The sequence below is a fragment of the Micrococcaceae bacterium Sec5.8 genome, from assembly GCA_039636775.1.
Classification (GTDB): Bacteria; Actinomycetota; Actinomycetes; order Actinomycetales; family Micrococcaceae; genus Arthrobacter.
The window spans coordinates 2,767,637-2,789,076 of record CP143429.1; the positions used below are offsets into that span (position 1 = coordinate 2,767,637).

17 protein-coding genes and 2 tRNA genes are annotated in these 21,440 nt (G+C 66.1%); 8 read left to right on the top strand and 11 right to left on the bottom strand.

The annotated features are described in order from the left end of the window. Positions 1-32: 32 nt before the first annotated feature. Positions 33-914, top strand: a complete 882-nt coding sequence (locus VUN84_12700; GenBank protein XAS63161.1) for a DMT family transporter — start codon at positions 33-35, stop codon at positions 912-914. 21 nt (positions 915-935) lie between these two features. On the opposite strand, the gene VUN84_12705 is transcribed toward VUN84_12700, so the two are convergent. Beyond that, complete coding sequence (locus tag VUN84_12705) at positions 936-1,838, bottom strand: YegS/Rv2252/BmrU family lipid kinase (GenBank protein XAS63162.1); 903 nt, start codon at positions 1,836-1,838, stop codon at positions 936-938. A gap of 124 nt (positions 1,839-1,962) precedes the next feature. On the opposite strand from VUN84_12705, the gene VUN84_12710 reads away from it, so the two are divergent. The 4 genes from VUN84_12710 to VUN84_12725 all read left to right on the top strand — a co-directional run bounded on the left by VUN84_12710 (position 1,963) and on the right by VUN84_12725 (position 5,141). Next, positions 1,963-2,919 (top strand): DnaJ domain-containing protein, encoded by a 957-nt coding sequence (locus VUN84_12710; GenBank protein ID XAS63163.1) that lies wholly within the window; start codon positions 1,963-1,965, stop codon positions 2,917-2,919. Between the two features lie 21 nt (positions 2,920-2,940). Beyond that, entirely contained in the window at positions 2,941-3,408 is a 468-nt protein-coding gene (locus VUN84_12715) for a tRNA (cytidine(34)-2'-O)-methyltransferase (GenBank protein XAS63164.1), read from the top strand. A 235-nt stretch (positions 3,409-3,643) separates the two neighbouring features. After that, positions 3,644-4,249 (top strand): ECF RNA polymerase sigma factor SigK, encoded by a 606-nt coding sequence (gene sigK, locus VUN84_12720; protein ID XAS63165.1) that lies wholly within the window; start codon positions 3,644-3,646, stop codon positions 4,247-4,249. Position 4,250: 1 nt separating this feature from the next. After that, a complete protein-coding gene (locus tag VUN84_12725; GenBank protein ID XAS63166.1) occupies positions 4,251-5,141 on the top strand; it encodes an anti-sigma factor in 891 nt (296 codons plus the stop codon). Positions 5,142-5,250: 109 nt separating this feature from the next. On the opposite strand, the gene VUN84_12730 is transcribed toward VUN84_12725, so the two are convergent. The 6 genes from VUN84_12730 to VUN84_12755 form a co-directional block, all read right to left on the bottom strand. After that, positions 5,251-6,702 (bottom strand): gluconate:H+ symporter, encoded by a 1,452-nt coding sequence (locus VUN84_12730; GenBank protein XAS63167.1) that lies wholly within the window; start codon positions 6,700-6,702, stop codon positions 5,251-5,253. Between the two features lie 44 nt (positions 6,703-6,746). Next, positions 6,747-7,280: a gluconokinase gene (locus tag VUN84_12735; protein ID XAS63168.1), complete on the bottom strand. Its 534-nt coding sequence runs from the start codon at positions 7,278-7,280 to the stop codon at positions 6,747-6,749. Between the two features lie 74 nt (positions 7,281-7,354). Further along, positions 7,355-8,134, bottom strand: a complete 780-nt coding sequence (locus VUN84_12740) for a PIG-L deacetylase family protein (protein ID XAS63169.1) — start codon at positions 8,132-8,134, stop codon at positions 7,355-7,357. A 4-nt stretch (positions 8,135-8,138) separates the two neighbouring features. Then, entirely contained in the window at positions 8,139-9,092 is a 954-nt protein-coding gene (locus VUN84_12745; protein ID XAS63170.1) for an electron transfer flavoprotein subunit alpha/FixB family protein, read from the bottom strand. 14 nt (positions 9,093-9,106) lie between these two features. After that, on the bottom strand, positions 9,107-9,907 hold the full coding sequence (locus VUN84_12750) for an electron transfer flavoprotein subunit beta/FixA family protein (protein XAS65852.1): 801 nt from the start codon (positions 9,905-9,907) through the stop codon (positions 9,107-9,109). Positions 9,908-10,160: 253 nt separating this feature from the next. Beyond that, complete coding sequence (locus tag VUN84_12755; protein XAS63171.1) at positions 10,161-11,699, bottom strand: trypsin-like peptidase domain-containing protein; 1,539 nt, start codon at positions 11,697-11,699, stop codon at positions 10,161-10,163. 296 nt (positions 11,700-11,995) lie between these two features. On the opposite strand from VUN84_12755, the gene VUN84_12760 reads away from it, so the two are divergent. From VUN84_12760 to VUN84_12770, 3 genes are all read left to right on the top strand, one after another. After that, the gene (locus tag VUN84_12760; protein XAS63172.1) at positions 11,996-14,029 is read left to right on the top strand and encodes a TPM domain-containing protein; all 2,034 of its coding nucleotides are present in this window, start codon (positions 11,996-11,998) and stop codon (positions 14,027-14,029) included. A gap of 150 nt (positions 14,030-14,179) precedes the next feature. After that, positions 14,180-14,965 carry a PspA/IM30 family protein gene (locus tag VUN84_12765; protein XAS63173.1) on the top strand — a complete coding sequence of 262 codons (786 nt, stop codon included), beginning with the start codon at positions 14,180-14,182 and terminating at the stop codon, positions 14,963-14,965. A 145-nt stretch (positions 14,966-15,110) separates the two neighbouring features. Beyond that, on the top strand, positions 15,111-16,550 hold the full coding sequence (locus tag VUN84_12770; protein ID XAS63174.1) for a deoxyribodipyrimidine photo-lyase: 1,440 nt from the start codon (positions 15,111-15,113) through the stop codon (positions 16,548-16,550). A 62-nt stretch (positions 16,551-16,612) separates the two neighbouring features. On the opposite strand, the gene VUN84_12775 is transcribed toward VUN84_12770, so the two are convergent. The 4 genes from VUN84_12775 to VUN84_12790 form a co-directional block, all read right to left on the bottom strand. Then, a tRNA-Met gene (locus VUN84_12775) sits at positions 16,613-16,686 on the bottom strand. A 153-nt stretch (positions 16,687-16,839) separates the two neighbouring features. Beyond that, positions 16,840-16,913: transfer RNA gene (locus tag VUN84_12780), tRNA-Met, on the bottom strand. A 184-nt stretch (positions 16,914-17,097) separates the two neighbouring features. Then, positions 17,098-20,109 (bottom strand): UPF0182 family protein, encoded by a 3,012-nt coding sequence (locus VUN84_12785; GenBank protein XAS63175.1) that lies wholly within the window; start codon positions 20,107-20,109, stop codon positions 17,098-17,100. 171 nt (positions 20,110-20,280) lie between these two features. Then, entirely contained in the window at positions 20,281-21,429 is a 1,149-nt protein-coding gene (locus tag VUN84_12790; GenBank protein ID XAS63176.1) for a S16 family serine protease, read from the bottom strand. Positions 21,430-21,440: the final 11 nt, after the last annotated feature.

The window sequence follows — 21,440 nt, forward strand, 5'->3', positions numbered from 1 at the left end:
GGTCCCGGCCGGCACGGGTGTACATTCGAGCGGTGAAAGCGTCCCTGTACCTTGTCCTTGCCGCCCTGTTCTGGTCCGGGAATTTCATTGTCGGCAAGGCTGCGGTGGAATCGATGACGCCACTGGACCTGACATTCTGGCGATGGACGCTCGCCGCCGTCCCGTTGCTGCTCCTGGCCCACGTCGTGGAGAAACCGGACTGGCACGCGGTCCTGCGCCGCTGGCCGGCGCTCCTGCTGCTGAGCGCACTGGGCATGAGCGGATACACCCTGCTGCTGTACGGCGCACTCGGCCAGACCTCCGCCGTGAACGCGGCCCTGATCACGTCAGCCAATCCGGCGCTGATCGTGGTGCTGGCGATCGTCCTCCTCGGCGAGCGGACGACACGCCTGGGCTGGTCCGGCATCTGCCTCGGCCTGCTCGGCGTATTGCTGGTCCTCACGCGGGGCGAGCTGCAGCGGGTGTTCAGTTTTTCTCTCAATGGTGGCGAAGTGCTGATGATCGGCGCGGCCGTCGTCTGGGCCTTCTACACAATCATCGCCCGCCGGCTGGATGTCCCTGCCATCTCGGCGACTGCCGTCCAGGTGGCGATTGCGGCCGTAATGCTGGCCCCGTTCGCCCTCGCCGCACAGGTGCGGCTTCCGCAAACGCAGGCGGAGGCCTGGTCACTGGCCTACATCGTGGTCTTCCCGTCCCTGGGCGCCTATTTGTTGTGGAACATTGCCCTGAAGACCACCCCGCCGGGTACCGCGGGGAACTACCTGAACCTGATCGTGGTCTTCACGGCCGTCATCACCGTGGCGCTGGGAACGCCGCTCACCCTGGTCCAGGTGGCGGGCGGCATCATGGTCGTCGTGGGCGTCCTGCTGACCGGCATCAAGGCGAAGGATCACGCACGGCGGCGCGTTGCCTGATCCGGGAGTTGCCCCCGCGGGCTAGGCCAGGACGCGAACAGCATCGGGAACCACCTCGATGGTCAGCGGCAACGGGCCGAGCCGCTCACCATCGGCGTATGCCACCACGTTCGCCGCCGACAGCACCACCTTTCGCACCCGCCGGATCTGAACCGCCGGATGCCCCAGATGACCGCCGGAGAAGACCCGTGGAAAGACCTTCAGCAAGCCGGCGCGCGACAGCGGGCTGACAATGAAGAGGTCCAGACAGCCGTCGTCGAGCAGGGCGTTGGGGGTAATCCTCATGCCGCCGCCGATCGATTGACCGTTGGCGACCGAGATCAGCATTGCGCCTTGCTGCCAGCGCTCGCCGTCCGCCGTCACCGTGTAGTTGATCGGCCGGAACGAGACAAGCTCCCGGAGCAGGGCCAGGTGGTAGCGGGCTTTCCCCCGGGGCCACCGCCAGGCGTTGGCCCGTTCGTTGACTGCCGCGTCGAACCCGGCGGAGACCACTCCGGCGAACCAGCAGGACCGGCCTTCGGATGTCGCCCGTCCTGCGTCGATCAGCCGGCCGCCGGACGCCAGCGCCTCGAGCACCCTGGCGCAGGCCGCGGGTACGTCGTGGGCGGGCAGGCCGAGCGCTCTCGCCATGTCGTTTCCCGTGCCGGTCGGAACGATCCCCAGGGGAATTGCGCCGAAGGGCGCGCCCCTTCCCGCGAGCGCGTTGACGCCAAGGTGGACCATGCCGTCGCCACCTACGACGACGAGCGCGTCCACCCCCGAGACGAGCGCCTGGTCCACGGACAGCGCGAGCGCGGCATAACTGTCCGCGGAAAGGACCAGCACCTCCGCCCCGGCATCCCGGAAGCACTTGGCCGCCTCGCCGCCGGCGTGGAGCCCGCGGCTGAAGGAAGCCCGTGGGTTGACGGCGACAGCGATGACCATGCGCGAAATTATGCCAGCCGCAGGGAACCTTCCGTCCCCTTGCGCTCGTTCTTGTCCTTGCCGGTTAAACTGGCCAGGCCGGACGTCCAGGATGGGCTGGCACCATCGACGCAAAGGATTTTGCTTGACGCAGGGCAACAGCTCGCATTACCAGGTGCTCCGCATCCCCGTGACGGCGACGGATAAGGAAATCAAAGTGGCCTACCGCCGGGCCGCACGCACGGCCCACCCTGATCACGGCGGTGACCCCGCCGCGTTCCGGCGCGTCACGCTCGCGTACGAGACGCTGATCGATGCCAGAAGCCGGGCTGAGTACGACCGGTCCTACGGCGGCGGACGCGGCGCCTTCGCAGGCCCGTCCCCCGATGAGGGGGCGCACTTTGATGCTCCCGCCGCCCGGAGCCGCGCCTCAGCGAATGTCCGGCGGCCCAATACCCCCCGCAACACGGCGGCGGACGCTGCCGTGTTCGTGCCGCCGTTCGAGCAATACGCGGGGACCAACGAGGTGCCGCTGATCCCGGAAAGCCTCGCCCGGCAGCAGGTTCACGGGCTGCCGCGCAAGCGGGGAATTTTCGGAGCGGAGGCCAGGATCCAGCGGGAGATGCGGACGGTGCAGCTCATCAGCCGGCAGATCCTTCCTGCGATCCCGGCCGCGCGCCTAGTCAACGGATTGCAGTCCCCCGCGGACAACAGCCACATCGACCACGTCGTCCTCTCGGGCTACCGCATGGCCATTCTCGGTTCGATGCTGCTGCCGCCCGGTGCCTATGCGTGGAACGGCGCCGCCCTCACCCACGGCGGCCGGTCCATCGCCCCGCCCCAGCTGTCCCATGTGGTGCGCCGGATGCAGGATATCTTTCCGGAACTCAATGTGACCGGCTGGACCGTCGTCCACAGCACTGACGGCAACCTGCACGAACCGGTCATCGACCGGCACCGCCGCTCCGAAGCGCAGGAGACCGTGCAGGTGGTCAACGCCGCAGGGCTGGTACGGGGACTCAAACAGTTCCTGAGTTCAGGTCCGGCCCCCAACACCGTCATTGTTCCGGTGCTGGCCCGTCTGCTGCGCGGAATGCACTAGCGGGCTCGCTAGGATGGGTGGGTGTTCCGCATCCTCTTCCATGCCCCCGAAATCCCCGGTAATACGGGCAACGCCATCCGCCTGGCTGCCATCACCGGAGCCGAACTGCACCTGGTCGAGCCCTTGGGCTTTGATTTCTCCGACGCGAAGCTGCGCCGTGCCGGCCTGGACTACCACGACCTCGCCGTCGTGACCGTCCACCCGGACATGGACGCTGCCTGGGCTGCTCTCGCACCGGAACGCGTCTTCGCGTTCACGTCCGACGGCGAAACCTCCTACACCGATATCAGCTACCGTCCCGGGGACGTGCTGATGTTCGGCTGCGAGTCCGTCGGCCTCCCGGAAGAACTCAAGCACGACCGGCATGTTACGTCCCGCGTCAGGCTGCCGATGCTTCCCGCGCTGCGTTCCTTAAACCTCGCGAACGCAGCCTCCATCGCGGTCTACGAAGCCTGGCGACAGAACGGATTCGCCGGAGCCCGGCGGTAACCGCCGCGTCCGCCGTAACTTTTGCGGCGCCCGGCCCATCCGGCTGCCCGGCGGTCCCGAATTACTTCTGAAGCGCCTTCCAATCAGCGGGTGCACGGGAACGCGAAAGGAGCCGCAGGTGAGGACATCCTTGCTAGTGGACCGGTCCCACCACCGGCGTGCCGGAGCTGTTCCTGCCCCGTCAAGTGCCTGTCTTGACCCACGGCGGGCGGCGGGCACCCTATGCTTGAAGGTGATGGAAACTCCCAACGCCCCGAACCCCGAGGCTGCCGCTCCCCCAGGCACGCCAGCCGACGTGAACCGCCGGCTTGCCGCGCTGCTGGGGCAGGTTGCGCGCGGTGACCAGGCAGCCTTCGCCGAGTTCTACGATCTCACGTCCCGGCGCGTCTTCGGCATGGCCCGGCGGGTGTTGATCGACGTCGAACTGAGCGAGGACACCACCCAGGAGGTCTTCCTCCAGGTCTGGCAGAATGCCGCCAAGTTCAATCCCGAGGCCGGCAGCCCGCTGGCGTGGCTCATGACCATCGCGCACCGCAGGGCCGTGGACAAAGTTAGAAGCTCCCAGTCGTCGACCGACAGGGAGGCAAAGTACGGCGCCAGCAGCCAGGACATCGACCACGACTCCGTCTCCGACGAGGTGGGCAGCCGGCTCGAGGCCGAGGCCGTGGTCCGGTGCCTGCAGACGCTGACCGATACACAGCAGGAATCCGTGCGGCTCGCTTACTACGGTGGCCTCACCTACCGGGAAGTCGCGGAGAGGCTCAATGCTGCGGTTCCCACCATCAAATCCCGAATCCGTGACGGACTGATCCGTCTCAAGACCTGTCTGGGGGTGAGTTGAGATGACCGACATTAATGCGCAGAACAACGGCCGCGTGCCCGGCGGCTTTGCAGCCGACATTGCCACCGACCTTGCGTCGGGGCGGGCTGCCGACCTCTCTGAGGTGTATGCCCTGAATGCCGTGGACGACGCCGAGCGCGCGGCCATCGAGGCTCACATCGCCGTCGCCCCGCCGGCTGAACGGGACGCGTTCGATGAGCGCGTCCGGCAGACCCGGGAAACGCTGGCCACCAGCTTCACAGTGGAGGAAGAACCGCCGGCCGGCCTGCTGGACCGTATTCTGGCAGCCCTACCCGCCCAGGACGTGTCCGCCGCGCCGTATGGGCAACCGCGGCCCGGCATGCCGGCCGCTCCGCCGGTGGTGGCCCGGCCCGTCAGGGAGCCATCCGAACTTTCCGCCAGCGACGAACTCGGGGCGGCCCGGAGACGCCGCGAGGAGCGTCGCCGTCCGCAGGGAATGCGCAACTGGCTGGTGGGGGTGGCTGCTGCAGCTGCCATCGCGGTCGGTGGAGTCGGTGTCGGCGCCTATGTGGCGAACCAGAATGATCCGTTGAACCAGGTACTGCAGGCCAACGATATCCGCCGGGCCACGGTCGACGTCATCGGCGGCGGTACGGCCACCGTGTCCGTGTCAAGCTCGAAGGACGCGATCGTCGTAAAGATGAACGATGTCCCGGCGCCGCCGGCCGGCAAGGTCTACCAGATGTGGCTCATCCCCAAGGATGGCTCGGCGCCCGTCTCCCAAGGCCTGATGGACGCGGAGGCGTTGTCCAAGCCGGCTGTCGTCAAGGGCATCAGCACCGCAGCGGCGCTCGGGATCACGGTGGAACCGGCCGGTGGCTCCGAATCGCCGACCATGCCGACAGTGGCGGCTGCACCGCTGAACGCCTAGTTCCGGTAGATCGTCCAATAACGCCGCGCAGGCCTTGTCCTCCTCTGGAGTTCAAGGCCTGCGCGGCTTCTGGCGTTTGAGGCCCGGTCCGGGCGCCGGCCGGATCCGGCTAGATGATGACCGAGAGCAGCATGATGAACCCGAAGCCCACCAGGGAAATCAGGGTCTCCATCACGGACCAGGTCTTGAAAGTCTGGCCGACGGTGAGTCCGAACAGCTCTTTCACCAGCCAGAACCCGGCGTCGTTGACATGCGAGAGGAACAGCGAGCCCGCGCCGATGGCGAGGGCCAGCAGCGCGGCGTGGGTCGGCGTGAGCGAGCTTGCCAGGGGCGCTACGATTCCCGCCGCCGTCACGGTGGCCACGGTGGCGGAGCCGGTGGCAAGGCGCAGTGCGACCGCCACGATGAAGCCCAGCAGGAGCACGGACATGTTGGTGCCCTCAGCCCACTTCTTGACCGAGTTACCCACGCCGGCGCCGATCAGGGTCTGTTTGAAACCTCCGCCGGCACCTACGATCAGCATGATCCCGGCGATGGGGGCCAGGCTGGCGCCGATCTTGCTGGTGATCTTGTTGCCTGTGAACCCCACCGCATACCCAAACGTGAAGATGGCCAGCAGCACGGCCAGAGTCATGGCGACCAGGGGCTGGCCGACAAAATCGAAGAACGTCCGGATCCACGGTGCAGTGGCGGCCTCGGGCCACATGATGTCGCCGACGGCTTTGAGGAGCATGAGCACCACCGGGAAAATGATGGTCAGCAGCGTCACGAGGAAGCTCGGCGGGCGTTTGACGCCGTCCATGTCCGCTCCGTGCTGTGTGTCAATGCCGCCGGCGACAGCAGGCGCCCCCACAGGAACCCACGTGGCAGCTAACCGGGAGAACAACGGCCCGCAGATGATAACCGTGGGGACGGCGACCAGAAGGCCCAAAGCCAATGTGGTCCCGAGTTCGGCCTTGACGGCGCTGATCGCGATCAAAGGTCCCGGGTGCGGGGGCACGAGTCCGTGCAGGACGGAAAGGCCGGCCAGGGCGGGAATGGCGATCCGCATCAGCGGCATTTTGGAGCGCTGCGTGACCAGGACGATGACCGGCAGCAACAGGACGAGCCCGATTTCGAAGAACATCGGGAGGCCGATGATGACTGCGACGAGCGTGATCGCCCAGACCGTCCGTCTAGCGGCCCGTTTGCCCGTGGCCACCCCTGTGACCTCGTTCCCTGTGGCCTTGGCCAAGAGAGTGTCCACCACCCGGTTCGCGCCGCCGGAGTCCGCCAGCAGCTTGCCAAGCATGGCTCCGAGCGCTATCAGCAGCCCGACTTCCTTCAGGACTCCGCCCACCCCCTCTTCGAAGTTCTTGATGACCAGGCCCGGGTCCACGCCGGCGGCAAGGCCCACGAATGCCGACCCGAGAATGAGCGCGAGGAAAGGGTGGAGCTTGAACTTGGTGATCAGCACCACGATGAGTGCGATGCCCACGGCAGTGACCGCGAGAAGACGTGTGTCGAGGCCGGACCAGGCTTCGATGGCAGCCGGAAACTGCAGGATGGAGAGGGAGTTCACAAGGTGTTCCTAGCTGGAATGTCGGTGCTGGACGTGGCGACGGACTACGGCGTCGCGGCATCGCTGGCGGCGAGGTGCAGCCGGTCGATGATCTCCTGCGCTTCGTCCGCAGGCGCCAGGCTGACGCTGAGGTTGATGAAGTTTTCCTCCCCGGTCGGCGCTTCGAGCGCCTCGAACTGGGACTCGAGCAGGGCCGGGGGCATGAAATGCCCGTGCCGGGCCGCAAGCCGGTCCGAGATCCGCTCCTTGCTGCCATCGAGGAACACGAACACCACGCCCTCCCCGCGCAGGACGTCCCGGTAGCGCTTCTTGAGCGCCGAACAGGTGACGACGCCGGGGGTTCCGGATGCGGTGTGCTGCCGGATCCAGCCGGCGATACTCTCCAACCACGGCCAGCGGTCCTCGTCGGTCAACGGCTGCCCGGCATGCATCTTTGCCACATTGGACGCGGGATGCAGGTCATCGCCTTCGGCAAAGTCCCAGCCCAGACGGCTGGCCAACAGACCGGCGACCGTCGATTTACCCGACCCGGAGACGCCCATGATGACCAGTACGGGGTGCTGCGCAGTCTTCGCCATTAAAGCCTGCCTTCCTCAATTAAATATGATTTAAACAGAGGCCAGCTTATGGGAGAGGGCGGCAGGGGGCAACACTAGAACCCGGCGATGGTGCCGGGGCCGTTGACAGCTACGACATGAAAGGCCTCGGCGCTCCGGCCCGATGGCAGGTTGGCCCGCTCCGCGGTGCGGAGCATCAGTCCCCGAACGGTGCGGTCCATGGCCTCAAGATCAGGATGCTGGCTGACATGGACATGGATCGCGGCGAGCTTGGCCTCTACGTGGTCGGTGACATCCATGACGTGGTTGTCCCGCTCATCCGGCCCCGCGAAGAGCCACAACCACGGCAGCTTGTAGGCCTCCAGCCCGGCCTCGGCGAGCTCCGGATAAGCGAACGGATTCTCCAGCGCCGGATAGACCGCACGGGTCACGGCCTCCCCCACCGCCAAGTGGTCCGGATGGCTCTTTTGGATCCGCGCCCAGTTCCGTTCCGGGTGCATGGAAAGCACGACGTCGGGCCGCAGCATGCGGATCAGCCGCACGACGTCGCGAATCACGCTGTGTGAGGCCTCGAGGTATCCGTCGCGCTCATGCAGGTAGTGGATGTCCGTCACCCCGACGAGGGCGGCGGCGCGGCGTTGTTCCTCAATCCGGAGCCGGGCAATCTCGTCCCGCTGGCCGGGGTCGAACCCTCCCGCGTCACCGTCGGTCATGATGCAGTAGCTGACCTGCACCCCTGCAGCGGTCCAGGCGGCGATTGTGCCGGCGGCGCCGAAATCGAGGTCGTCAGGATGGGCAGCAAAACAAAGCACCCGTTCGATCCGGTGGTGGGCCGGATCGAACGGGCTTTGTGCCAGGGCGGCGGAGGAGTTCAAGAGCTCAGCCCCGGCGCTTCTTGATTTCTTCGGTGGCCTGCGGAAGAACCTGGAACAGGTCCCCCACGATGCCGAAGTCGGCGATCTCGAAAATGGGTGACTCCGCGTCCTTGTTCACGGCGACGATCACTTTGGCGGTCTGCATGCCGGCCTTTTGCTGGATGGCCCCGGATATTCCCGCAGAGATATACAGCTGCGGTGAAACGGTCTTGCCGGTTTGGCCGACCTGCGCGTCGTGGCCGATCCAGCCGGCGTCAGTTGCGGCACGGGAGGCGCCGATCGCTGCGCCCAGGGCATCGGCGAGGTCTTCGAGGGGGCCGAAATTGCCGTCGACGCCCCGGCCGCCAGCCACGATGATCCGCGCCTCCGCGAGGTCAGGGCGGCCGCTGGCGGGCTTCTCATTGCGGGCCGTGATCCTGGCTGACGCCGCAGCGGCGGTGTCCGGCACCCGGACGGTGGAGGTGACCGGGGCCGTGCCGGTAACCGCGGGTTCCGGGGTGACGCTGTTGGCCTTAACTGTCAGGACAGTGACCGGCGTCGTGGCCTTGGCAGCGGTGGTGTACGAACCTGCCAGCACGGATTTGTGCGCCGTGCCGTCCGGGTCCACTGCGACGACGTCGGTGATGACCCCGGCACCGAGTTTAATGCCGAGCCTGGCAGCGACTTCGCGGGCTTCTGCCGAGTTCTCGGTCAGGACGATGGTGGCATCGGCCGTCTGCACGGCTGCTGCCAGGTAGGAGGCCTTCGGGCCGACGAGGTAGTCATTCAGGTCCGCAGCGGAGGGCCGGTACAGGGATTGAACCCCGTAGGCGCCCAGGGCCGCTGCGACGTCGTCGTGCAGTTCACCGTTCAGCGCGACCGCCGGTTCGCCCAAAGACCGGGCAATGGTGAGCAGTTCCAGACTGGACTTCTTGAGGACCTGGCCCGGGTTGTCAATGAATACGAGTACTTTTGCCATGGTGTGCGATCCCCTTAAAGCATCTTCTGGGCGGCCAGGAAGTCAACCAGCTTGATGCCGGCGTCCCCCTCGTCGGTGATGATGGTTCCGGCGGTGCGCGCCGGGCGCGCCTCAGCGGATTCGACGGCGGTCCAGGAGCCGGATGGCCCAACTTGCGACGGGTCAACGCCGATGTCGGCGAGGCCCAGGGTGGTGATCGTTTTCTTCTTGGCCGCCATGATGCCCTTGAAATTCGGGTACCGGGGGTCATTGATCTGGTCCGTGACCGAGACGAGTGCAGGCAGCGTCGCTTCGACGGTCTCCGCGTGGGCATCGCCGTCGCGCCGGGCGGTGAGCCGGGTGCCATCGAGTTCCAGGGACGAGGCGAAGGTGACCTGCGGCAGGTCCAACCGTTCCGCCAGCTGGGCCGGCACCAGCGAAGTTTCGCCGTCGGTGGAGGCCATGCCGGTGAGGACAAGGTCCACCGGTGTTTCCGCGCCGAGGTGGCGGACGGCTGCGGCCAGCGCCAGTGAGGTGGCTGCGGCGTCGGAGCCGGCGAGCGCCTGGTCCATGAGGTGGACGCCCTCGGTGGCGCCGATCTGCAGGGACTTCTTCACGGCGTTGACCGCGCCGGCCGGGCCCATGCTCAGGGCGATGACCTTGTGGCCGGCCGCTTCCCCGCCGCGGGCCTCGATCAGCTGCAGGGCCGCCTCGAGGGCGTATTCGTCGAGTTCGGACAGGATGCTTTCGGTGCGGTCCGTTGTGTTCGCCTCGCCGGTGAGGTGCCGGTCGAACTGGGCGTCCGGGACGTGTTTGACCAGCACAATGATCTTCAATGTCTCTTCCACTGTGTTTACAGCAGCCTTCCATGCGGGTGGACAGCCAGCCGGGTGGGGTCGTGGCCGCGAAGCGCCCGGCGTGCCGGGTTGCTCCTAGCTAACCATATCGGGGAGCGCAGGCGCGGGCAGGTTGCGCAGCACGGCAAGGGCCGGGCGGCACCTGGTGGCGCTGCCCGGCCCGAGGGACGTGCCGGCTTTCTTTTGCTGGTCCTGCCGCTTTAACTACTGATCTGTTTCTGCTGCTCTGTTTTTACTGATCTGCCGCTGTGCCGAGGGTAACGTCGAGCTGCTGTTGCTTGCCTCCGCGGAGCACTGTCACCTTCACTGCAGCACCGGCAGCCTGTTCGCGGACTGCCGCAGTCAGCTGGTTCGGATCGCTGATGGTGAGGTCCTGGAACTTCGTTACGACATCGCCGACCTTGATGCCCGCCTTGTCGGCGGCAGAGCCGGCCTCTACGGTGGCCACTTCTGCACCGACGGAGAAGCCGGAAGCCGACGCGCTTGCCGACTTCTGCTTGACGCTGACGCCGAACTGCCCGTGCGTCGCCTTGCCGGTGTTGATGATCTCCTGCGCCACGCGCTTGGCGTGGTTGATCGGGATGCTGAACCCGACACCGATGTTTCCGCTGCTCGCGGAGTCGCCGCCGGCCGAAGCAATCGCCACGTTGACGCCGATGATCTCGCCCTTGGTGTTGACCAGGGCGCCACCGGAGTTGCCCGGGTTGATGGCGGCGTCGGTCTGGATCACGTTGATCGAAATGCTTCCCTGGTTGGCGGTGCTCTGACCCTGCCCGCCGTCCGGCGGGGCAAACTGGAAGCCCTGGCCGCCGCCCTGGGAGTTGTCCGCCCCATCCTTCGGCGCGGCCGAGGAAGCCACGCTGATGGTGCGGTTGAGCGTCGAGACGATACCGTCGGTCACCGTCCCGGTGAGGCCGAGGGGAGAACCGATGGCGACAGCAGTGTCGCCGACGTTCAGCTTGCCCGAGTCGCCCAGAACGGCCGGAACCAGACCCGTAGCGCCCTGGATTTTGACGACGGCGAGATCGGACAGCGGATCCGTGCCCACGATCTTCGCGTTGTAGACCTTTCCGTCACTCAGCCGGACCTCGATGGCGGCGTTGGCCGCCGTGCCGTCGAGGGTCACCACGTGGGTGTTCGTGAGCACGTTGCCGTCAGTGTCCAGGATGATGCCGGAGCCGGTGCCGCCCTCACTGCCGCTCGTGGCCTTGATGGTGACCACGCTTGGGCTGGCCTTCATGGCGGCCGCGGTGATCGCGTTCACGTCGTCCCTGTTATTGACAATGACAGGGCCTGCCTGGCTGTTGCTGCTGGTTCCCACCGATGCAGGTGACCGGTCGCCCAGCAGCTCGGAGGTCCCGGCGACCACGCCGCCACCAACGAGTCCGGCGGCCAGGATGCTGGCCACAAGAGTGGGAACGCCGAAGGCGGCTTTGCGTCTGGGAGCGTGCGCGGGATTGGACGCATAGGGGGAACCGGGCTGGTTGCCGCCGTAGCTGCCTTGGTGCTGCTGTCCGTATGCGCCTTGGCTGTGCTGGGGGTAGGTCGGCGGGGCGCCAAACTGCTGGGTCTCCGCCGGGCGGCCGTAGGACGGCTGGTGCTGCGGGTACACCGGGTGCGGGGAATTCCCGGCCCGGTCCAGCCGGAGTGTCGGGTTCTCGTGCGCTGAGTCCGGCGAGGGCACAGCCTGCGGGTGCGCCGGGGCACCCTCGTTCGGTGTGGCCGGGTCCCGGTTCTCTGGTGAGGTGCCCTGCTCTGGGTTCTCAGTCATAAGACTTCCTTTCATCCTCGTCTGCATTAACTATGGACGATCACACTGATACTAGAGCGCACGTTTGCTGGGAGGTTGCTGGAGGTTTGGCATCACCTTTGGGGGCGCCACCGCAACCGCCTCAGCGCTTTTCGCTGGTGGCATATTCCCGCCGGTAGACGGTGTATTTGGTGCACCATAGAATCAACGGGAATTGCCACAGCGACCTGCGGCTTTACATCTGCGTGGGGGCGCTGGCGCATTCTGTGACGACCGGTTCGGCCTGAACTGGTCGCAGAAGTGCTGAAGGGTTGCACATGCGGTCTACGTATAAACGTCTCCTCGCGGTTCTGGGCGTCGCCGGACTTCTGGCACTCCCTGCCGCTCCGGCCCTCGCTGAAGATCCGGTGGCTCTCGACCCCGTCACGAAGGTTGTCGATTCCGCCGGAGTGCTGGGCGGCCAGCGCGGTGACGTGGAGCAGGCCATCAAGCAGCTGGGCTCCGACCACGCCATGACCTACCACGTCGTGTACGTCAAGAAATTCGAGAACCCCACGGACCGCGTTGCCTGGGCCAATGCTGTTGCGGAAAAAGCAAGCCTCGGCGCGAATGCCATGCTGCTGACGGTAGCCACGGACACCCGGCAGTACCAGCTGAGCAAGCCATCCAACAGCAAGATCACCAACGCCCAGCGCGACACTATCGTCTCCAGCGCCATTGATCCGAACCTCCGCAACGGGGACTATGCGAAGGCCGCCATCGACAGCGCGGCAGCCATCGGTGACGCCGCCGGCGGAGGCAAGGGCACCGTGCCGTCAGAGGGCGGCGCCGGCAACGCCGTCCTCGTTGGCGTCGGAGTCGTCGCGGCCGGCGGCGCGGGCGCGTACCTGTTCCTGCGCAACCGCAGGAGGAAGGCAGCCGCGGGAACCGGCAGGGAAAATGGTCCGCAGGGCGCGGAGCTGGATCCGCTCGCGGGCCTCACCGTCGAGGAACTGCGCCGCAAGAGCGGCTCACTGCTGATCGAGGCCGACGACGCCATCAAGTCCAGTGAGCAGGAGCTCGGCTTCGCGCAGGCGCAGTACGGCGATACTGCCGTCGGGAACTTCACCAAGGCCCTGCAGGACGCCAAAGGCCACATGTCGGAATCCTTCAAACTGCAGCAACAGCTCGATGACCACATCCCGGATACCGAAGAGCAGCAACGCTCCTGGCTCGGTGAGATCATCCGCCGTTCCGAGGCGGCCCTTACCTCCCTCCGGGAGCAGAAAGCGGACTTCGATTCGCTCCGCGAGCTGGAAAAGAACGCCCCGCAGGCGTTGGCTGCGGTCCGCGCCGGAGCTGCCGAGGCGCAAGCCAGGATCGCCAGCGCCGAGCAGTCGCTCTCGGAGTTGCGCGCCAAGTACGCCGAGAGCGCTCTCGTGCAAGTGGGCGACAACATCAACCAGGCCAAGGAGCGTCTTGATTTTGTGCAAAACGCCTCGGACGCGGCCCAGGACAAGCTCAGCGCCGGCGAGGCAAGCCTGGCCGCCGTCGCCGTGCGGGCCGCGGAAGAGAGCCTGCACCAGACCAACGTGCTGATCAGTGCCATCACCAAGGTGGCCGGAAACCTGGACGAGGCGCGAAACGGACTGGAGTCCGCCGTCGTCGACACCTCCCAGGACCTGGCACAGGCCCGGGCGATTATCCAGTCCGGGGCGCACCCGGAACTCGCCGGACCGGTTGCCGCGGTGGAGGCCGCACTGGCGCGGGTCAAAGCCGAAATCCAGGCAGGAAAAATTGACCCGATCGCCACCTTGGAGCGGGTCGGGACGGCGCACCAGTCATTGGACGGGGCCCTGTCCGGGATCCGTGACCAGCAGGAGCAGGCGCGCCGCGCGCAGGCGTCCCTGCAGCAGACCATCATGTCGGCACAGGCTCAGATCAGTGCCACCTCGGACTACATCACCGCCCGCCGCGGCGGCGTGGGGACCGAGGCCAGGACCCGGCTGGCGGAATCCCAGCGGAACCTGGACTACGCATTGTCCATTTCCCGCAACGACCCTGTTACTGCCCTGCAGTACGCGCAACAGGCCCACACCCTTGCGGCCCAGGCAGCGCAGCTGGCCCAGTCCGATGTCGATCACTTCGGCGGCTACGCCAACCAGGGCTACGGCCGCGGGGGAATGTTTGGAGGCGGCGGCGGCGGGGGCCTTGGCGGTGCCATCCTCGGCGGCATCCTGATTAATTCCATCCTCAACGGCGGTGGTGGAGGCGGCTGGGGCGGCGGCGGGGACTCCGGCGGCGGCTTCGGCGGCGGAGGGGACGCCGGCGGCGGCTGGGGCGGGGACGGCGGCGGCGGCGGCGACTTCTGACCGGGAGTCCGGCCACCTACCGGGCCCGACAGGGAGGGCCCTACAGACTAGGCGCCGCGGGATACTTTCCCGGCCGGCGGATAGAAGCGGTACATTTCACTGTTCACCGAAATTCAGTGGAAACCACTGAGCAGGACGAAAGGTAACACCATGAAGCAGTCCATTTTCGGCCGCATGGCGCAGCTGGCGAAGGCCAACATCAATTCCCTGCTGGATCAGGCAGAGGACCCGCAGAAGATGCTGGACCAGATGGTCCGGGACTACACCAACAACATCGCCGAGGCGGAGTCCGCCGTCGCGCAGACCATCGGCAATCTGCGGATGCTGCAGGATGACTACAACGAGGACATCAAGAACGCCCAGGACTGGGGCAAGAAAGCCCTGGCTGCGTCCCGCAAAGCCGATGAATACCGCTCCAAAGGCGACTCCGCCGACGCTGAGAAGTTCGACAACCTGGCCAAAGTAGCGCTCCAGCGCCAGATGTCCGCGGAGAACGAGGCCAAGTCCGCTGAGCCGAGCATCGCCTCCCAGACCGAGGTCGTGGACAAGCTCAAGCATGGCCTGGACCAGATGAAGGGTAAGCTCAACGAGCTCACCAGCAAGCGCAACGAGCTGGTGGCCCGCTCCAAGACGGCTGCGGCGCAGAGCCAGGTGCACGACGCCCTGAAGAGCATCGATTTCATGGACCCGACATCCGAGGTGGGCCGCTTCGAGGAAAAAATCCGCCGCGAGGAGGCCAAGGTCCGCGGCCAGCAGGAACTTTCAGCCTCAAGCCTTGACGCCCAGTTCAACTCACTGGAGGACCTTGGCGAACAGACCGAGATCGAGGCCAGGCTTGCCGCGCTGAAGTCCGGCGGCGCCCCTGCCGCCATTGGCGCCGGTGAGGGCCGGACCGCCGGCTCCACGGTCGACGAAGCGGACTTCGACAAGCTGTAACCGCCCCCGGCGGGTGTCCGCCGCGAGCTTGATCCGCCCAGGCCGGGTCTGCCGACCGTCTTCTGACAGTCGGCAGACCCGGCTTTCGTCGCGCCAAACAGCGGGGCTGCCGGGAGGCTGCCCGGCTCCCGTGTACCGTTGGTCCATGTCTTCGGGAACTCCTTCTTCGACCCTTGTCTGGCTCCGCGACGACCTGAGGCTGGACGATAACCCGGCCCTGACCGAGGCGGCCTCCCTGGGTCAGCCGCTGACCGTGGTGTATGTCCTGGATGAGTCCTCCCCCGGCATCAGGCCCTTGGGCGGCGCCACGAAATGGTGGCTGCACCACTCCCTGGCCGCACTGTCCGCCGGGCTTGAGGCCGCAGGCTCCCGTCTGGTGCTGCGCCGCGGCGCAGCCGCGGGCGTCATCCGGGCCCTTGCCCAGGAAACCGGTGCATCAACGCTGCTCTGGAACCGCCGCTACGGGCACCCGGAACGCGAGGTAGACGCCGGCGTCAAGGCATGGGCCGCCGAGGAAGGCCTCAACGCTGCCAGCTTCCAGGCGAACCTGATGTTTGAGCCGTGGACGGTCCGGACCGGCGCCGGCGGGCCGTACAAGGTCTTCACGCCTTTCTGGCGGGCCTGCATGGAGGCTCCGGAGCCCCGCCTCCCGCTGGACGCCCCGGAGCGCCTCCCTGCCCCGGCCGTGGACGAGGCAGGAAACCTTCCGGCCAGCGACCCGCTCGGGCGCTGGGGTCTGCTCCCGCACAGTCCGGACTGGAGCGCCGGCCTCGCCCGTACGTGGCAGCCCGGTGAAGCCGGTGCCTGGCAGCGGCTTGAGGACTTCCTCGACGGCCCCGTCAAGGAGTACGGCACCGGCCGGAATATCCCCGGGGTCGAGGGCACCAGCCGGCTCTCCGCCCACCTGCGGTTCGGCGAAATCAGCCCGTTCCGGGTCTGGCACGCGCTGCGGGACCACTTTGGGCCCGCGGCGCCGGCCGACGTCGGAATCTTCCGCGCCGAACTGGGCTGGCGGGAGTTCTGCTGGCAACTGCTGTACGAGAACCCGCACCTGGCGACCCGGAATTACCGGCCCGAATTTGACCGTTTTGCCTGGCGGGCGCCGTCCGACGTTGAACTGGCCGCCTGGCAGCAAGGCAGGACCGGATATCCGCTGGTCGACGCCGGAATGCGCCAGCTCTGGCAAACCGGCTGGATGCACAATCGCGTCCGGATGGCGGCTGCAAGTTTTTTGGTCAAGAACCTGCTGGCCGACTGGCGGCTTGGCGAGGCCTGGTTCTGGGACACCCTCGTGGACGCCGACGCAGCAAGTAATCCGGCGAACTGGCAGTGGGTGGCAGGATCCGGAGCCGACGCGTCACCGTACTTCCGGATCTTCAACCCGGTCACCCAAAGCAAAAAGTTCGACGGCGGCGCCCGCTACCTGCGCGAATACCTGCCCGAGCTGTCCGGGCTGGACGAGAAGACCATCCACGAACCCTGGAAAGCCGGCCTCTTGTCCACCGATTACCCTGAGCCGATTGTCGGGCTGCCGGAATCCCGCGCCAGGGCGCTGGAGACCTACCAGCGGCTCAAGGACGGATAAGGAAACGTAAGAAAAGGAAAGGCCCGGATCGTCAGATCCAGGCCTTTCCTTTTCTTCTTCAGTTGCGGGGACAGGATTTGAACCTGTGACCTCTGGGTTATGAGCCCAGCGAGCTACCGAACTGCTCCACCCCGCGTCGCAAGATCAACACTACCGTACTTTTCGCGCCACCCGGACCAGCCCGCGCCCGGGTGGAGTCACGAACGCCAGCGGCCGCCCTGACTCCACCCGGGCGCGGTTAAACGAAAAGGTCCGGAACACTTGGAAGTGTTCCGGACCTTTTCCTCAGTTGCGGGGACAGGATTTGAACCTGTGACCTCTGGGTTATGAGCCCAGCGAGCTACCGAACTGCTCCACCCCGCGTCGCAAGATCAACTCTACCTGCCGGCGGACATGAGGCCAAATTGGAGACCCGTGATGTGCGTCTCCCTGGCTCCGGCCGGGACAGGTCGCTGTCCGGGGGCATCTGCCGCCTGAGCGCGAAAAGGCCGGGTTCGCGCTCCGAAGAAGCGCAAACCCGGCCCGGGACCGGTTCAGCTGGCCTGCGTCAGCCGCTGGGGGTCGGTGCCGGTGTGGCGGCCGGCTGGGTGGCCCCCGGGGTCGGCGTCGCCGATGGGGCGGGGACCGGCGTTGCGATCTTTGCCTCGGCGTCGATGGCCCGCTGGAGGGCCGCGGAGAGCTTCTTTTGCTGGTCACCGTAGGCCGCAAAGTCACCCTTGGCGAGGGCATCCTGGCCGGCCCGGATCGCGGCGTTTGCCTCATCCAGTGCTGCCTTCAGCTCCGCCTTGGCGTCCGTGGTGCCCGGGGCTGGCGTGGTGCCGCCCGGCGCCGTCGTGTCCGGGGTCTGCCCATTGTTGGCAGAATCGCCCGCGCTGGCTCCGGACTCGCCGCCGAACAACTGGTTCAGGGCTTCATCCAGGGTCGGGGCGAAGCCGATCTTGTCACCAAATGCCACCAGCACGCGCTGCAGCGTGGGATAGGACGTCTCCCCCGTGGACCGCAAATAGACGGGCTGGACATACACCATGCCGCCGCCCACCGGCAGGGTCAGCAGGTTGCCGTTGAGCACCGCCGACGCACCCTGGCGCAGCAGGTTCAGCGCCTGCGAGACGGTCGGGTCCGAGTTGAACTTGTTCTGGGCCTGGCCGGGGCCGGGCACATTCGCTTCCGGCGGGATCTGCAGCAGCCGCAGCTGGCCGTAGCTCTCGGCCTTCACGCCCTTCTGGTTGCCGGCGTCGGAGTCGGCGGCCAGGAAGCCGTACAGCACGTTACGGGCCGCCCCGTTGACCACCTGCGGGATAAAGGACGAGGTCAGTTGGAAGGCCGGCTTGTCCTGGTCCGGCATCTTCAGGGACATGTAGTAGGGCGGCTGCTTAACATCATCCTGAACCGTTGGATCGTTCGGGACGCTCCAGGCATCGTTGTTCGTGTAGAAATTGTCCGCCTGGGTGACGTGGTAGCGGCCCAGCAGTTCCCGCTGGACCTTGAAAAGGTCCTCCGGGTAGCGCACGTGGCTCATGAGCGCCCCGGACATCTCCGAGTACGGCTTCAGCGACGTGGGGAAAATGTTTTGCCACGCCTTCAGGACCGGATCCTGGTCGTCCCAGGCGTAGAGCGTGACTTTACCGTCGTAGGCATCCACGGTGGCTTTGACCGAGTTGCGGATGTAATTAACGGAGGTATTCGGCAAAGAGGCTGTCCGCCCGGAGGTCGTCTGGGAATCCGTGGTGGCCGCCGAGAGCTGCTCCTGCTGGGAGTAGGGGTAGTACTGGCTGGTGGTGTAGCCATCCACGATCCACTTCACCCGCCCGTCCACGACGGCCGGGTAGGCGTTGCCGTCCACCGTGAGGTACGGGGCAACTTTCTCGACGCGATCGCGGGGATTGCGGTCGTAGAGGATCTGGGACTCGGCGTTCACACCGTCGGAGAGCAGCATGTCCGAGGATTGGAACTTGATCGCGTAGAGGACTTTGTTGAAGAAGCTGCCCACATTCGGGCCGCCGTCGCCCGTGAAGGTGTACTGCGTTTCGCCGTCGCCCTCTTTGGCGGCGGGCCGGTCCTGCTCGCGGTGCTGCGCACCCTCGGGTGCACCGACGATGGAGTAGTCAGGCGAGTTCTCACCGAAGTAGACCCTCGGCTGATAGGTCGAATCATCGCCGAGCACGCCGGTGGACGGGATTCCGGACTGCAGGAAGTCGGGCTTGCCGTCCACAGTGAATTTGTTGCCCTTCGCAGCGACAATGCCGTAGCCGTGGGTGTAGACGACGTGCCGGTTCAGCCACGACTGCTGATTGGCGCTCAGCCCGTCCGGATTGAGTTCGCGGACCGCAATGACGGTGTCCTGGATCTTGCCATCCACCTCGTAGCGGTCCACGTTCAGTGCGCTTGGGAACTGGTAGTACGGCCGGTACTGCTCGAGCTGGGAGAACGCATCCGAGATCAGGTTTGGATCCAGCAGCCGGATGTTGGCTGTGGTCTGCGCGTCGGGGGCCAGTGCGCCACTGGTGGCGTTGGTGGTGGCGTTGTACCGGGTTTCCTGGATCTTATCCAGGCCGTACGCGGAGCGGGTCAGGCTGATGTTGCGCTCGATGTACTTCTTTTCCAACGTCTGCTCCGAGGGGCGGACCTGGAACTGCTGGATGACCCACGGGTAGACCCCGCCGGCCAGGATGGCGGTGATGACCAGCATGGCGGTGCCGATGACGGGCAGCCGCCACTTCCCGATCACGGCAGCGACGATGAACAGCACAGCGACGAGGGCTGCGGCGACGGCCAGGATGGATTTGGTGGGAATGACAGCGTTGACGTCCGTGTAGAGCGCCCCGGCCCAACGCCCGCCGCTGTTCTGCACGGAGGAGTACCGGTCGAGCCAGAAATTGACGCCGAGCAGGAGAAGGAACGCCGCGCCGGAGACGGCGAGGTGGATCTGCGCTGCCCGGCTTGTGAAGATGCCGCGTTCCATGATCCGGACGCTGCCATAGAGATAATGCGTCAGGACGCCGGCGATACCGGCGACGATGACGACGCTGATCAGGAATCCCGTGACAAAGCCCAGGAACGGCAGGGTCATCAGGTAGAAGCTGATGTCGAGGCCGAACTGCGGATCGGTCTGACCGAAAGGCTCCTGGTGCAGGAACAGGAGCACCTTCTGCCACTGGCTGGCCGCGGCGCTTCCGGCGAACAGCCCGAAGAGGACGGGCAGGCCGATCATGACGACGCGGCGGATCGGTTCAAGCTGCATCTGGTAGCGGTTCAGGTTATCCCGGATCTCCGAGTCCGGCGCGTACACCGGACGGGACCGGTACGCGATGCGGATGGCGAAGAAGACGGCGCCGAACATGAGCGCGAACCCGGCCAGGAAGATGGCGATGCGTGACAGGTTTTCGGTCAGGAAAACTTCAAAAAAGCCCAGCTGCTGGTACCAAAGGACGTCCGTCCAGACATTGGCGAAGAAGATGAAGCCGACGACGATTATGGCCACAACAATCAACGTCGGCGTCAGGGCGCCTCTTCGTTGTTGTGGTCTTCCGGGTGGGACGGTGCTGGCGGGACGGGACAAACGTGGTACCTCATAGCTGGTCGTCAGTTACTGGGTTTTTAGTTATGGGTGCGGCGGTCCGATTTTGCAACCTGGGTTGCTGAATCATAGCCGCCACCGGCGCTGCCCCGGCAGGGCGAATGCCGTCATAAAGTGCCACGAGTGGCAGTGGATCTTAGTTCCGCGGCCAGTCTAGTCGGTGGAACAAACCGGAAGCCCTGATGTGTCGGCCCCGGACGCCGCGAGCTCCACCGCCTTCCGCGCGTCGGTGAGGGTTTCGACCTTGACCACCTGCAGTCCGTCCGGGATGTGACCGACGACGTCATCGCAGTTGGCGGCCGGAGCCAGGAACAAGGTGGCACCGCCGGACCGTGCACCGTGCATCTTCTGGCCGATGCCGCCAATCGGTCCCACGGCACCGTCCGGGGTGATCGTCCCGGTGCCGGCGACGTGTTTGCCGCCGGTCAGGTCGCCCGGAGTGACGGTATCCACGATGCCCAGTGCGAACATCATTCCGGCGCTGGGACCGCCCACCTTGTCCAAGGAGATTTTCACGTCGAAGGGAAAATTGAACTTGTACTGCAGCATGACCCCCAGGATGAACCGGCCGGCCGGAGTCTTGGAGGGCGTGATGCTGACGGGAACGTCGCTGCCGTCGCGGTCGACGACGAGATCCACCGGGGCGCCGCTGCCGGCCGCCAGTTCGGCCTGCACGACGCTCAACGCGGTCGCCGGCTTGCCATTGATGGACACGAGCACATCGTTTTCCTGGAGCCTGCCGGCGGAGGCGGAGCCCTCCGGGATGGCCGCGATCTGCATTTTTTGCTCGAACGGGATGCTTAGTTCGGTGAGCGCTGACGCGACGGCATTCTCCTGTGAGGTGGTCATGGCGACGGCGCTTTCCTGCTGGGACTGCTCCTTCGTTACGCCGGTGGGAAAGATGAGTTCCTCGGGGTAGACGGCCTTGGCGCCGCTAAGCCAGGCAGAGAACGCCTCGAAGACTGTCACGGGCCCATTGGGACCGCCGTCGACGTAGACCGTGGTCAAGTCCAGGTTGCCCTTGGCCGGAAAGGACTCATGGCCCGTGACGCTGATGACCGGCGTGCCGTTGTCCTTGCCCAGGGTATTGAACGTGGGACCGGGCGACTCCACAACATAGGGCACAGGAAGGGACAAAGCGGTGACGCCCAGTCCCAGCGCGAGCAGCCCGGAGACGAGCATCGCCGAAGCCCGCTTGTCCTGTCTGCGGTCCTGGCCTGATCCGGCGGTGAAGGCCCGACGGCGGCGCGGCTGGCCGGCAGACTGCCCGCTGGCGGGGTGCTCACCCTGAGTTATCGTCAATGAAGGACCTC